Annotated in this window: 11 protein-coding genes; 10 read left to right on the top strand and 1 reads right to left on the bottom strand. The window is 50.0% G+C overall.

The genetic code is table 11. From position 1 onward, the window contains the following. Positions 1 to 29: 29 nt before the first annotated feature. A complete protein-coding gene (locus tag CTZ24_RS24655; RefSeq protein ID WP_208727061.1) occupies positions 30 to 1,304 on the bottom strand; it encodes an O-acetylhomoserine aminocarboxypropyltransferase/cysteine synthase family protein in 1,275 nt (424 codons plus the stop codon). A gap of 318 nt (positions 1,305 to 1,622) precedes the next feature. Between CTZ24_RS24655 and CTZ24_RS24660 the strand changes: the two genes are divergently transcribed. The 10 genes from CTZ24_RS24660 to CTZ24_RS24705 all read left to right on the top strand — a co-directional run bounded on the left by CTZ24_RS24660 (position 1,623) and on the right by CTZ24_RS24705 (position 13,579). Then, complete coding sequence (locus CTZ24_RS24660; protein ID WP_208727062.1) at positions 1,623 to 2,702, top strand: S-methyl thiohydantoin desulfurase; 1,080 nt, start codon at positions 1,623 to 1,625, stop codon at positions 2,700 to 2,702. Between the two features lie 11 nt (positions 2,703 to 2,713). Then, positions 2,714 to 3,316 carry a glutathione S-transferase family protein gene (locus CTZ24_RS24665; RefSeq protein WP_208727063.1) on the top strand — a complete coding sequence of 201 codons (603 nt, stop codon included), beginning with the start codon at positions 2,714 to 2,716 and terminating at the stop codon, positions 3,314 to 3,316. Positions 3,317 to 3,390: 74 nt separating this feature from the next. After that, positions 3,391 to 5,022, top strand: a complete 1,632-nt coding sequence (locus tag CTZ24_RS24670) for an S-methyl thiourocanate hydratase (protein WP_303464570.1) — start codon at positions 3,391 to 3,393, stop codon at positions 5,020 to 5,022. 5 nt (positions 5,023 to 5,027) lie between these two features. After that, positions 5,028 to 7,349 carry a molybdopterin-dependent oxidoreductase gene (locus CTZ24_RS24675; RefSeq protein WP_208727064.1) on the top strand — a complete coding sequence of 774 codons (2,322 nt, stop codon included), beginning with the start codon at positions 5,028 to 5,030 and terminating at the stop codon, positions 7,347 to 7,349. Between the two features lie 156 nt (positions 7,350 to 7,505). Continuing rightward, positions 7,506 to 8,903, top strand: coding sequence for a hydantoin-5-propionate amidohydrolase (gene ertD, locus CTZ24_RS24680; protein ID WP_303464571.1), 1,398 nt, complete (start codon positions 7,506 to 7,508; stop codon positions 8,901 to 8,903). Then, positions 8,897 to 10,162, top strand: a complete 1,266-nt coding sequence (gene ertE / locus CTZ24_RS24685) for an N-carbamyl-l-glutamate amidohydrolase ErtE (protein WP_208726875.1) — start codon at positions 8,897 to 8,899, stop codon at positions 10,160 to 10,162. The genes ertD and ertE overlap by 7 nt, the downstream gene beginning before the upstream one ends. A 69-nt stretch (positions 10,163 to 10,231) precedes the next feature. After that, the gene (locus tag CTZ24_RS24690) at positions 10,232 to 11,335 is read left to right on the top strand and encodes an ABC transporter ATP-binding protein (RefSeq protein ID WP_208726876.1); all 1,104 of its coding nucleotides are present in this window, start codon (positions 10,232 to 10,234) and stop codon (positions 11,333 to 11,335) included. Beyond that, entirely contained in the window at positions 11,332 to 11,982 is a 651-nt protein-coding gene (locus CTZ24_RS24695; protein ID WP_208726877.1) for an ABC transporter permease, read from the top strand. Before CTZ24_RS24690 ends, CTZ24_RS24695 begins: the two co-directional genes overlap by 4 nt. After that, positions 11,979 to 12,698 (top strand): ABC transporter permease, encoded by a 720-nt coding sequence (locus CTZ24_RS24700; RefSeq protein WP_208726878.1) that lies wholly within the window; start codon positions 11,979 to 11,981, stop codon positions 12,696 to 12,698. The genes CTZ24_RS24695 and CTZ24_RS24700 overlap by 4 nt, the downstream gene beginning before the upstream one ends. Before the next feature lie 5 nt (positions 12,699 to 12,703). Beyond that, positions 12,704 to 13,579, top strand: coding sequence for an ABC transporter substrate-binding protein (locus CTZ24_RS24705; protein ID WP_021183877.1), 876 nt, complete (start codon positions 12,704 to 12,706; stop codon positions 13,577 to 13,579). Positions 13,580 to 13,640 lie beyond the last annotated feature (61 nt).

Consider the following 13,640-nt stretch of genomic DNA (forward strand, 5'->3'; position numbering starts at 1 on the left):
CCTGGTATTGATAACTGGGCTTGTATGCCTTAAGCGGTGTGTTCCAAAGCCTGAATCAGGTCATTCAGGATATCTTCAATATCTTCTATTCCGACAGACAGACGGATCATTTCCGGTGAAACACCCGCAGCGAGCAACTCGGCGTCGTTCAGTTGCCGGTGGGTTGTCGATGCCGGATGACAGGCGAGTGAACGTGCATCACCAATGTTTACCAGGCGCTTAAACAGGTTGAGTGCATCATAAAATGCCTCTCCTGCGGCAAATCCCCCTTTTAACCCAAAGGACAATATGCCTGACGGGCGGCCCTGCATATACTTAATCGCGAGCTCGTGATGGCGATGACCGGGCAATCCCGCATAATTGACCCATGAAACGGCGGGATGGTTTTGAAGAAATTCAGCGACCTTGAGGGTGTTTTCTACATGCGCCTTCATACGTAAAGTTAGCGTCTCCAGGCCCTGGAGGATAAGAAATGCATTCATTGGAGATAATGCCGCGCCTGTATTTCTGAGGGGAACCGTGCGCGCTCTGGCGATAAAGGCCGCATCACCAAAAGTTTCTGTGTAAACAACACCATGATAAGCAGGTTCAGGTGAGGTGAGGCAAGCGAATTTTTCCGGATGCAAATGCCAGGGAAATTTTCCCGCATCGACGATGACGCCACCCAGTGAGTTACCATGTCCTCCAACATATTTGGTCAATGAGTGGACCACGATGTCTGCACCATGTTGGATAGGCTTGCATAAAACGGGTGAGGCGACGGTGTTATCCACCATCAATGGGATGTGGTGCCGATGCGCAACCTCTGCCAGACCGGCAATGTCGATAATGTTACCCGCTGGATTACCAATACTTTCACAGAAAACGATTTTAGTATTTTGGTCGATCGCCTTTTCAATTGCCTCGGGTGTGTCATTCTCGGCAAAAGTCACCTTTATCCCCAGCCCCGGTAACATATGGGCTAAAAGCGTATAGGTACCGCCGTACAATTGCGGTGTTGCAACGATGTTGTCCCCTGAGCGAGCGAGCGCCAATATTGCAGCGGTAATAGCGGCACTCCCTGAAGATAATACCAAAGCGGCAATCCCTCCCTCGAGGGCTGCCATTCGTTTCTCCAGCACATCATTTGTCGGGTTCATTATGCGGCTGTAAATGTTACCCGGTACTTCCAGATTAAACAGATCGGCGGCATGCTGTGCACTGTCAAATTCATAAGCCACGTTTTGATAAATAGGAACCGCGACACTTTTTGTGACGGGGTCGCACTGAAATCCGGCATGAATGGCAAGCGTGGCATCTTTCATTATTCTCTCCTTAAAATGTGTAATGAATGGCGTAGCGGAATAAGTAAATTGTGCATTAGATGTAATGCATCTCTGGAATGACTTCAATCCCTCCTGTTTTACATATCCAGGATAAAAATTATGTTGCGATCCATGCTGGTGCACTAAAATGGTGCTAATGCACGTTATTTGATCGAGTTATTTAGGTAATACAGGGTAAAAACGCGAACAAAAACGGTTTTGTTAACTGGCATTTTGCTTGCAGCTAACTATAAATATCGACTTATTTTATTTTTAAATAAGCTTATTAATAAATTGTACTGTCATGGTGATTGATAAATGAGAGACCTTAGTGTTAAAGATGTCCTCCCGGCAATGTATGGTGGCTTGCTGCTCTCCGCCGGTGGAAGTGGTGTTAATAACTCGTTAGAAAAACACGATTTGGCTGCTGAAGTGGCTCTCGGTCTTAACACCATCCGTCTTGCAAAACTTGATGAAATAGACGATGAAGGGTATGTGTTAATTTCGACATCAGTGGGTGCACCAGGTTTTGCAAAACCTGAATTGGTGTTAAAAGATCATATTAGTGCCGCAGATTCATTAATTGAAAAACTCGGTAGTAAACCTGTCGGTATCATGTGTGGACATGTACCGGGATTTAATGGCTGGCTTGTCGCCGCGGCATTAGATGTCCCCTATATTGATGCAGCGGCAAATGGTCGTGGTCACCCGACAGTGAAAATGGGTGGGATGGGGTTAGCATCCCGACCGGATATTTCAATTGTGCAGGTTGCTCAGGCAGGATATGCCTCAACAGGATCAAAAATCTCCGTGGTCGCGGAAGGGAATTTGGTTAAAACATCCCAGGTGATGCGACATTGCGCCACAATAAGCGGGGGACTGGTTGCCTCCGCCAGAGGGCCATATAAACCTGATTTTATTGCAGAAAATGGTGCTTCTGGTGCTATTTCATTTCAAATTGAGCTGGGAGAAGCCATGTTGTCAGCGGAGCCGGGTCTGAACCGTGCCACGGCAGCAGCCTCATTTATGGGAGGCGAAGTGATTATCAGCGGCAGAGTAATAAAAAATGATGTGGATTATAAAGACGGATTCGACATCGGTTATGTCACGGTCAGTAATGGCAGTGAAACTCTCACTCTGGGTGTCTATAACGAATTTATGACGGCGGATAAAGAAGGGACTCGCGTGGCGACTTTTCCAGACATGATTGGTTCAGTTGATGCTCGCACGGGTGACCCGATTGCTATTTCAACGATGTCGGAAGGACAGGAAGTCAGCATTATTATTGCGCATCATTCTCAGTTTCCGCTTGGCAAAGGTGCTATTGACCCGGTTGTATTTACAGAAATAGAACAGGGACTTGGTGTTGAACTTTATTCTTATATTAAATCGAATTAATAGGGCGTTTTATGATCAAGTTGTATGACAGCAAACTTTCAGGCAATGCATGGAAAATTAGATTGATGCTGAACTTTTTACAGATCCCTTATGTAAGGGAAACGCTTAATCTGGCCGAAGGAAAGCATAAAGAAGACGCCTTTAAAAAAATTAACCCCTTTGCTCGCATTCCCGCTGTGGAGCTTGCAGACGGACGCTTCCTGAATGAGTCTAACGCCATACTGCTCTATTTTGCCGAGGGCACTTCTTTATTACCTGTCGATCCCGTATTACGGTGCAAAATCAATGCATGGTTGTTCTTCGAACAAGCGGATTTGCTGCGCTTTTTGGCGTACCCACGCTTTTATACCATGATCAATCAACGTGAAAAGCACCAGGATATTATTTCTCATTATATGGAATTAGGTAAACCCGCCCTTACCCATGTAGATAAGTGTCTCGAAAAGAATACCTGGATTGCGGGTGAAAGCCTGAGTGTGGCCGATTTTAGCCTCTATCCTTATATTTCGATGGCTGAAGAAGGTGGATATGTATTAAATGAGTGGCCATCGATCCAGCGCTGGTTGAAAGATTTTAAAGATATCCCTGGTTACGAAAATATTGTGAACGCCTGATGCTTATTCTGCGTCATTACTTTTTCATCAGGTAGTTAATGGGTTAACTTTTTCGATTGTTCAGGATATTAATTATGTCACGTAAGATTACTGCCCAGCGGGGTAGCGAACTCCGGTGTAAAGGATGGCGCCAGGAAGCCATTCTCAGAATGCTGGAAAATAATCTTGAGAATGCTGAGAACCCCGATCAACTGGTGATCTACATGGCCTGGGCGAAAGCGGCACGAGACTGGGTGAGTTTTGACCAGACGGTCGATGCGCTTAAGCGTCTCGAAAGCAACCAGACCCTGGTGATGCAATCGGGTAAACCTGTGGGGATTTTTCCATCACAAAACACCACGCCTGTCGTGTTAATGGCTAACGGCAATGTGGTTGGCGGATGGGCGGGGGACGATGATTATCGCAAGCTTGAGCGGGCGGGACTCACCGTTATGCCGGGGATGACGGCTGCCGCCTGGCAATATATTGGTAGCCAGGGCATTTTGCAGGGCACCTATGAGACATTCATGTCTGCGGCGCGTGAACATTTCTCGGGCAGTCTGGCGGGGCGGCTGATTGTTACAGGAGGATGTGGCGGCATGAGTGGTGCGCAACCCCTTGCCGGACAGCTCGCCGGTGCGGCCACCCTGGTGGTTGAGGTTGACGAAAACAAAATCCAGCGTCGGCTGGACAGCGGTTATTGCCAGGTCCTGACATATGAGCTGGATGAAGCGCTTGCTCTGTGCGCCAATGCTCAACGTGCAGGAAAAGGCATCTCAGTAGGGCTGGTTGGAAATATTGCTGAAGTTTTAACTGTGCTGGTTGAACGCGGTCTGACACCGGATATCGTCACCGATCAGACGATTGCTGAACCGGTAAACGGCTATTTCCCGCTTGGCGTGACAAAAGAAGACGTCGTGAGCTTACGCCAATCGGATCCTGAAAAACTGAAGGCTTTGTCCTACGCAACCATCAGGCAGCATGTTTCAGCGATGCTGACGTTGCAGGAACGTGGAGCCATCGTTTTTGAGTACGGGAATAATCTCCGAAAATATGCGAGTGAAGCCGGGGTCAGTGCGGCCTTTGAAATTCGTTCGTTTATTGAAATGTTTATCCGTCCACTTTTCTGTCAGGGGATTGGCCCCTTCCGTTGGATTGCAGTAAGTGGCGATCCTCAGGACATTTATAAAATTGATGGTCTGGTGCTGGAATTGTTTCCGGGCAACCAGCGGATTGTCGACTGGATAAAAACCGCCAGAGATAACGTTCAGTTCACCGGCCTGCCAGCGCGTATCGGCTGGATGGGATATGGCGAACGCAAGAAACTGGCGCTGGCCGTCAATCAACTGGTGGCGGAGGGTAAGATTGGACCGATTGCCTTCACGCGTGATCATCTTGATTCTGGATCTGCCACCTTGCCGCACCGTGAAACTGAAAATATGTCTGACGGTTCGGATGCGATTGCCGACTGGCCAATCCTGAATGCCTTACTGAACTGCGGGTCAGGTGCCGATCTGGTGGCCGTTCACTCTTTAGGTAACTGGGGGGTCTCGGCAGGAGTGACCACGGTAGCGACCGGGGATCAGGATGCGGCGGAGCGGTTATCGCGGGTGATGGATAATGATACCGGCATCGGTATTCTGCGTCACGCCAGTGCCGGGTATGAAACTGCGGTAGACCTTGCCCGCGAGTCGGGGCTGGGTATCTCTGCGCAGTTTAAGGATTAACGGTCATGTCACTCTCGCCAGAACGTAAAATCCTGACTTCAACCCACTGGGGTATTTACGAGCTTCATATTGAGAATTCGGCCCTCGTTGCGGTTAAACCGTGGGCGGAAGACCCGGAACCTTCACCAATTGGTCAATCACTGCCAGGGGCGATCGACGGGCCGGTGCGTATCGCCCGTCCTTTGATTCGTAAAGGGTGGCTGGATAAGACATCCAGAGAAGCTACCCCGCGCGGCAGAGATGCGTTTATTGAGGTTTCCTGGGATGAGGCGCTGGGGATCGTGGCAGCCGAACTGGATCGGGTACGGCAACAATATGGGAATCAGGCTATTTATGCGGGTTCCTATGGCTGGGCAAGCGCAGGGCGTTTTCACCATGCGCAAAGCCAGATTCATCGCTTTCTGAATCTGATCGGCGGGTACACGAGTTCAGAGAACACCTATTCGTCAGCGGCGGGTGAAGTGGTGCTGCCGTATATCATTGGCAACCAATATGGTCTGGTCAGCCACTACACCACCTGGGAACAGATCGCCAGTCACGGTGAGCTGGTGCTGGCGTTTGGCGGTCTACCAGGGCGTAACAGTCAGATTCAGGGGGGGGGCGTTGGCAGACATCTGCACAATGCATCCCTGCAACGTGCTGTGGAGCAGGGCGTGCGATTTATTAATCTCTCCCCCTGTCGCGATGATATGCCAGAGAACATCCCTTCTGAGTGGTTACCGCTGCGACCCACCACGGATAGCGCATTACTCCTGGCATTGTGCTACGAGCTGATTCAGCAGCAACGTTACGATAAGGCGTTTATCGAGCGATTCACCGTCGGATTTGAGCAGATTTCAGCTTATTTGCGGGGTGATAACGATGGCATTGTGAAAGACGCCGCATGGGCGGCGGCTATCTGCCAGATCCCGGAAGCCAAAATTAGAGAACTGGCCGATCTAATCGCCTCGCACCGTACGATGGTCATGGTTAATTGGGCGATTCAGCGAGCAGAGTTCGGCGAGCAACCTTACTGGGCGGCTGTCACCCTGGCAGCGCTATCCGGTGATATTGGGCTGCCAGGGGGGGGATTCGGCTTTGGTTATGCCTGTCTGAATGGCGTCGGACAAAATGAGCTGGGTTATCGTTGGCCCAGTCTGCCTCAGGGTAAAAATCCGGTTGCTGAAAGCATCCCGGTTGCGCGTCTGGCAGACATGCTTCTGGCTCCGGGTGATGAGTATGACTTCAACGGCATGACCCGGCGTTATCCGGACATCCGACTGGTGTACTGGGCCGGTGGCAATCCTTTTCACCACCATCAGGATCTCAATCGGCTGGTTAAGGCGTGGCAACAGCCGGAAACCATCATTGTTCAGGAGCCGTTCTGGAACGCGACCGCTCGGCATGGCGATATCATCCTGCCCGTCACGACTTCATTTGAACGCAATGACATCGCGCTGGTAAATCGTGATAACACGATTGTTGCCATGAAAAAAGCGCTCCCTGCCTTCAGGGAAGCGCGTGATGATTATCATATTTTTCAATCTATTGCGCAGCAACTCGGCATAGAAGAAAACTTTACCCTGGGCCGGACCGCTGAGGAGTGGGTGGAGGATTTGTATGAACAATCCCGTAAAAGGAATCCCCTTCTGCCGCCGTTTGACCAGTTCTGGCAGGAAGAGGTGGTGACCTTTGCCCAGCCAGCAAGCCATTACAATCTTCTGGAGGATTTCAGGGCAGATCCTGCGCGTTGCCCCCTGATGACAGCATCAGGACGTATTGAACTCTATTCACAACCGGTTGCCGATTATGGCTATACGGAGTGCCCTGGGCATGCGGTCTGGCGGGAACCCGAGGAGTGGTTGGGGGCGCCGCTGGCGCGCACCTATCCGATTCATCTGTTGTCGCCGCAGCCAGCGGATAAATTGCACAGTCAATACGACCACGGCAAGGTGAGCCAGTCAGCAAAAATCCACGGAAGAAACCGGCTGTTGATGCATCCGCTGGATGCGCAGCACAGAGGGATTGTTGCGGGTGATGTTGTGCGGATTTTTAACTCCCGTGGGCAGTGCCTGGCCGGTGTAAAACTCAGTGATGCCATGATGCCGGGTGTAGCGCAGCTCCCGACAGGTGCCTGGTTTGATCCTTTATATCAGGATGGGGAGTGTCTGGATAAACAGGGTAATCCCAATGTACTGACACAGGACAAGGGAAGCTCCCGACTTTCACAGGGGCCGAGTTGTAATTCTTTGTTGGTTGAGATTGAGCGTTATATTTCGCGATTGCCAGAAATCACCGCGTTCACGCCACCACAGATATTAAGGCGATGTCAGAATGTTAAAGAATAAATGTTCCTGCGAATTTCCATGATCTTTTTATGAGGAATTAGCCAGAGCGGGTTATTGAAACTTCAGGTTGCCCGACTACTTATAATCTTCCACTGCAATATCTTGTCCGAGGTGCAGGGAGTGATGTTTATTTAATTTACTACAGGTAAGATTAATATGTCTTTGAATGACTTTGCATGTGAAAAAATCATTTTAGGTACTGTGGTTCTTTCCGATAAAATTATTGAAGATGGCTTTGTCGCGATCAGCAATGGCCTGGTGGTTGCGGTAGGTGAAAGGGGGCAATCATTGCCCCAAACCAATGATCTCATCGATTACCGTGGCAGTTATATTTTTCCGGGTGCGATTGATGCTCAGGTTCATAGTCGTAGCCAGAAAGGCAATGAGGATTTTATCTGGTCAACCAAGGCGGCTGCCGCTGGTGGTGTGACCACCATTGTCGATATGCCATATGATGCAGGTCGACTTATCTGTAATGAAGAGCTATTCAACCTCAAAAGAAAAGAAGCAGAAGAGCAGGTAAGAGTTGATTTTGCGTTGTATGGCACTGTGCATCCGGAGGAAGGGAAGCAGCACCTGGAAGCCATGGCTCAGGCTGGCGCGATAGGCTTCAAATTCTCAAGTTTTGGTACGGATGCCCAGCGTTTTCCACGTATTGCTCCTCATATGTTGTATGAGTGTTTTAGTGAAATAGCTAAACTCGGCTTGATTGCTGGTGTGCATAATGAGAATGATGAATCCGTAAAATATCTAATTGAAAAATTAAAGCAGGAAAATATCACCGACTATCGTGCGCATAATCTTTCACGTCCACGTTACACTGAAAATATTGCCAGTGCGGAAGTGTATGAATTAGGCGCGGAAACGGGGTGTCGTGCGCATATTGTCCATTGCTCTAATGGTCGTGGTATTGAATTATGCAAAAGCTATCGCGATCTGGGGTACGACGTGACGGTCGAAACCTGCCTGCATTATTTAACTCTGAGTGAAGAAGAGGATGTGGCCCGGTTGGTGGGGAAAGCAAAAATTAATCCCCCGGTGCGGCAAAAGGCAGAACGTGAAGCGCTGTGGCAGCATCTCGAAAAAGGGAATATTACGGTCCTTTCGACCGACCACGTAAGTTGGTCACTGGAGCGTAAAAACTCTGCGAATATGTTCGAGAATGCTTCCGGTGCGTCAGGGCTGGAATTACTGGTAACCCTGGCACTTACCGGTGCTGAACAGCGCAATATCGCTTTCCATCATCTGGCCAAAGTCCTCAGCTACAATGCTGCCCGGCTGTTCCGGCTGGACAATTGTAAAGGCGCGCTGGAATCTGGCAAAGATGCCGATCTGATCATCATCAAACGCGATCCCTATATCTACTCAGCAGCTGAAAGTGGCAACAACTTCTCTCCGTGGTCACCCTATGACGGGCGCGAAATCTATTATCGCGTTGAACGAACCATGCTGAGAGGTGAGTGGATTTATGCCGACAATGCCGTGACGGCTGAGCCGGGTAATGGCCAGTTCGTCTCTCCACATTGTCGCCGTGAGGTGGCGGAAAAATGCTAATTAATGATTCCCGTATGTGGCATTGGCTGCTGACGCTGGGTCAATATACCGATCCTGCACAACCCTATACCCGACGTTCATTCAGCGAACACTTTCTAGCAGGCAGAAATTGGCTGACGCAACAGATGAAAATGCTGGGTCTGGATACGCACATTGACAGCGCAGGCAATCTAATCGGTCGTATCAATGGTACCGAACCTGATGCCGGAACCCTGGTGATTGGTTCTCACAGCGATACGGTTCCGGGCGGCGGTCGCTTTGATGGTATTGCTGGAGTCATTGCCGGTCTCGAATGCATTGCCACGATGAAGCACGCCAGTTATCGCCCCCGGCATAGCATTGAGATCATTGACTATCTGGCTGAAGAACCCAGTGAGTGGGGTATTTCCTGCGTCGGTAGCCGGGGGATTAGTGGCTTTCTGAATGAGGCCCTGCTGAAAACGCTTCATCCTGAAACCGGTGAGTCGTTACGTGATGCAATCCGCAGAATGGGGGGGAAACCAGACCAACTCAGCATCAGAAAGGACATCAAAGCCAGCTTCGAACTGCATATTGAGCAGGGACAGATCCTGGAGCAACACCATGAAGATATTGGGATCGTCAGTGGCATCGTAGGGATTTTACGTCTGTCGCTAACGCTGGTGGGTCAGGCTGCACACGCAGGGACGACGCCGATGAATATGCGACAGGATGCCCTGGTTGCCGCTGCAAATACGATTCAGCGGGCAGATAAGCTTGCTCGTGAGGTATCAGCTGCTGGCGAGCATCATATCACGGTGACCTGCGGACAAATTTTTTCTTCTCCCAATGCCAGTAATGTGGTGCCTGGTGAAGTTCGGCTGGTGTTTGATATTCGTTCTGACAGCCATCAGGTGATGGAGGATTATGCTGATGCGCTCAGGAATATTACCGGGCAGGTAACGCAGGAGTTCGGCGTTTCATTACAGGATTTCGCCATCCTTACGGATACGCAACCCACACTCTGTAACGCGCAGTTGATGTCGCTGATCCAGCAGTCATCTCAGCAGCGGGGATGGTTGTCCCGCGTTATGCCCAGTGGTGCAGGGCATGACAGCGCCTTCCTGGCGACGCTCGCACCCGCAGCAATGCTTTTTGTCCCCAGTTTACTGGGGAAAAGCCACTGCCCGGAGGAATGGACGTCGCAGGAGCAACTGGCTCGTGGCATCAGTGTCCTGCTTGATACAGTCCTCGCATTTGACAGGCAGGGATTCGAACCATCGGTACGCAACGTTTCCTGAATATCAGACAGTGCCCCTCTGAAAGCATGAGTTGAGGGGCTGCTCAAAAAATAAGGCAGTAGGCTAATCATGATTTCGTTCGAGAACGTCACAAAACATTATGAAGATGGGACCCTGGTTGTGGACCGTCTTTCTTTTACTGCGCCTACGGGGAAGTTGACTATTCTTGTCGGCCCTTCGGGATGCGGAAAGACGACAACATTGCGCATGATCAATCGTTTGATTGAGCACTCATCAGGGAAAATTTTACTTAATGATCAGTCGATTGAAGAATTGGATGTCGTCAAATTAAGAAGAAAAATTGGTTACGTTATTCAAAATGCCGGGCTTTTCCCGCATAAAAACATCGTTGATAACATTGCAGTGACCGCCATGCTTAATGGTGCAACGCGCCACGCGGCGCGTAAAACTGCCATGGAATTGCTGGAGCGTGTTGGCCTGTCTGCATCGCTGGCAAATCGCTATCCCTGGCAACTTTCCGGTGGGCAACAGCAGCGGGTCGGGGTTGCCCGCGCTCTGGCGTCCGATCCTGAATTTATGCTGATGGATGAACCCTTTAGCGCGGTTGATCCTGTTGTGCGCGAGCAGCTTCAGGATGAGTTTTTGCGTCTGCAAAGGGAAATTGGCAAAACCATTATCATGGTCACGCATGATATTGATGAAGCGATGAAGTTGGGTGACCAGGTTGCCGTTCTCATGCCAGGGGGACGACTGGCACAAGTTGCCTCACCGGCTGAACTCCTGACCTCACCGAAGAGTCCGTTTGTCGCCGATTTTATCGGCAGGGATCGCGGGTATCGTCGTTTAACCTTTAGCCCATTGCAGCCTCAATTACCCCTGCAAACAGAACCCACCGTTGATCTGGGTGAGAGCGTCATGCGGGCCAGAGCTGTGGCTCAGGGACGCTGGATACTGGTCACTGGACAGAATAAACCACTGGGATGGTTTGATCTGGAACTGGCCACTGAGTCAACGATTGAACTCAGTGATATCAATCTGGGGAGCACTTTTTCGCCTCTTTCCGGCAATTTGCGTCAGCTGACAGATGCGGTACTCAGTTCACCCTGCCAGCGTGGTGTCATTGTTGATGACGAGCAGCAACTGATGGGAACGCTGGGGTTTGATGATGTGCTGGACGTTCTGCGCGCCAGCAACAAGGCGGTGGGGCTATGAGATTTGACTGGCTTTTACGGCAAAGCGATCAGATAGCCCAGTTGTTTCTCTGGCATCTCTGGTTATCCGTGTTACCAGTGGTCATCGGCCTGGCACTGGCGCTCCCGGCTGGCGGACTGATTCAGCGACTACCCCGTCTGAAAGCGGTACTGCTTAACCTGTTGGGGTTGTTATATACCATTCCTTCCCTTGCGTTATTTATTTTACTCCCCGGCATTCTGGGCACACGCATTCTGGATACGGTTAATGTGATGGTCGCTCTGGTGATTTATGCCTTTGCACTGCTGGTGCGTACGGTATGCGATGGGCTGGATTCCGTATCACCAGATACTCGTCAGGCTGCCATCGCATTGGGATACAAGCCCTTTCATCAGTTTCTCACGATCGACCTTCCCGTCGCGATCCCTGTTATAGCCGCTGGATTTCGGGTAGCGGTGGTCTCGAACGTGAGCATTGTATCGATTGCAGCCCTGGTGGGAACGCCGCAGCTTGGCAGCCTGTTTACACAAGGGTTTCAGCTACAGTTCCTGACGCCGATCATCGCGGGTGTGGTTTTGTGTGTCCTGCTGGCGTTGTTGCTCGACAGCCTGGTGGTGTATGGCACGCACAAGCTGGTGGTATGGCAACCGGCAAGGAGAAAATCATGATTGCATGGTTTGCTGACAGTTCACACTGGCTGGGAGATGACGGCTTGCTGCTCCTGATTTGGCAGCATCTGCTTTACAGTGCGGTTGCTCTGGTGTGCACATTGCTGGTGGCTTTTCCGATTGGTTGTTATTGCGGGCACACCGGGAAAGGTGAACGCGTGTTGATAGGGTGCGCGAACGCGCTCAGGGCTTTACCGTCTTTTGGTCTGATCATTATTCTGGTGATTATCTTAGGCCCGGTTTTCACCTCGGATTTGGCTTTCATTATACCCAGCCTGATTGTCTTAATCGTACTGGCGTTACCATCAGTTATGCTCGGAGTATGGTCTGGTATCACCAGCATCGACCGTACCGTTATTGATGCGGCCAGAGGAATGGGCTATTCCCCGTGGCGTTTACTGTTAACGGTGGAATTACCTTGTGCGTTACCTTTAATTATCTCCGGTATTCGAAGTGCGACGCTACAGATCATCTCTACGGCGACCATTGCTGCTTATGTCTCTTTAGGTGGCTTAGGACGATTGATTATTGATGGGCGTGCGCAGAGTGATTACCAGCAAATGATCGCAGGTGCATTGTTAGTGGCTGTTTTAGCGTTATTAGTTGACTTTATATTTTCATTATTAATCAGGGTAGTGGTTTCGCCCGGTATTTTACGGCGTGAAACATCACAAAAATCTTCCGTTCCATCTATTCTTACACGCAACCGGAGTTAACTTAAATGAAATTGAGTCATTTATTTGCGGCATCTCTGTTATCGCTCGCTTTTTGCCAGGTCACCCATGCAGCAGAAGCGTCAGAAACGATTATTATTGGTTCAGCAGACTTCCCTGAGAGTCAGGTCCTGGCAACTATTTATGCGGATGCACTGGCGGCAAAAAATATTCATGTAGAAAGAAAAATGAATATTGGGAGTCGCGAAGTCTATATGCCCGCGCTGATTGACGGGTCGGTCAATCTTATGCCTGAGTACACCGGTGCCGCGCTGCAATATTTTGATAAAAAATCACAGGCCAAAACGACCGAGCAGGTGGCCGGTGACCTTGTAAAAGCGCTGCCCAAAGGCATCACCATGCTGACACCGTCGCAAGCTCAGGACGTGGTGACACTGGCAGTGACCGAAAAAACAGCGGAAAAGTTTAAGCTGAAAGATATTGGTGACCTGAAAACGCACAGTCAAAGTATGACACTGGGCGGCCCGGCTGAATGGAAAACGCGTCCCGAAGGGTTGCCGGGACTGAAATCTGTCTATGGTCTTGAGTTCAAATCCTATAAAACGCTGGATGTTTGTGGCCCACTGACATTATCGGCGCTGGTGAACGGTCAGGTTAATGTTGCCTGTGTATTCTCAACCGATCCCTCGATTAAGACCAGAAATTTAGTTTCTCTTAACGACACGCAGAATTTAAATCCGGTGCAGAACGTTGTCCCTCTTATTTCTTCGGCTAAGGTCAATAGCACGGTAACTGACACGTTGAATGCCATCTCACAGGCATTAACGACACAGGATCTGATTGCGATGAATGCGCGTCTCGATAATCATGATGATTACGATGTTATTGCTTCTGACTGGCTCAAAGCACACAAATTAAATTAATGCCGCCGCAGGTGGGGAGCGCGTTTCTCCACCTGCATATTTTTGGATAAAAAAATGAAAG

Source organism: Pantoea phytobeneficialis, assembly GCF_009728735.1.
Taxonomy (GTDB): Bacteria; Pseudomonadota; Gammaproteobacteria; order Enterobacterales; family Enterobacteriaceae; genus Pantoea; species Pantoea phytobeneficialis.

What these genes read in the sequence shown, in the direction of transcription:
- CTZ24_RS24655 (WP_208727061.1), bottom strand. Translation starts at nt 1,304, where the DNA reads ATGAAAGATGCCACGCTTGCCATTCATGCCGGATTTCAGTGCGACCCC.
- CTZ24_RS24660 (WP_208727062.1), top strand. Translation starts at nt 1,623, where the DNA reads ATGAGAGACCTTAGTGTTAAAGATGTCCTCCCGGCAATGTATGGTGGC.
- CTZ24_RS24665 (WP_208727063.1), top strand. Translation starts at nt 2,714, where the DNA reads ATGATCAAGTTGTATGACAGCAAACTTTCAGGCAATGCATGGAAAATT.
- CTZ24_RS24670 (WP_303464570.1), top strand. Translation starts at nt 3,391, where the DNA reads ATGTCACGTAAGATTACTGCCCAGCGGGGTAGCGAACTCCGGTGTAAA.
- CTZ24_RS24675 (WP_208727064.1), top strand. Translation starts at nt 5,028, where the DNA reads ATGTCACTCTCGCCAGAACGTAAAATCCTGACTTCAACCCACTGGGGT.
- ertD (WP_303464571.1), top strand. Translation starts at nt 7,506, where the DNA reads ATGTCTTTGAATGACTTTGCATGTGAAAAAATCATTTTAGGTACTGTG.
- ertE (WP_208726875.1), top strand. Translation starts at nt 8,897, where the DNA reads ATGCTAATTAATGATTCCCGTATGTGGCATTGGCTGCTGACGCTGGGT.
- CTZ24_RS24690 (WP_208726876.1), top strand. Translation starts at nt 10,232, where the DNA reads ATGATTTCGTTCGAGAACGTCACAAAACATTATGAAGATGGGACCCTG.
- CTZ24_RS24695 (WP_208726877.1), top strand. Translation starts at nt 11,332, where the DNA reads ATGAGATTTGACTGGCTTTTACGGCAAAGCGATCAGATAGCCCAGTTG.
- CTZ24_RS24700 (WP_208726878.1), top strand. Translation starts at nt 11,979, where the DNA reads ATGATTGCATGGTTTGCTGACAGTTCACACTGGCTGGGAGATGACGGC.
- CTZ24_RS24705 (WP_021183877.1), top strand. Translation starts at nt 12,704, where the DNA reads ATGAAATTGAGTCATTTATTTGCGGCATCTCTGTTATCGCTCGCTTTT.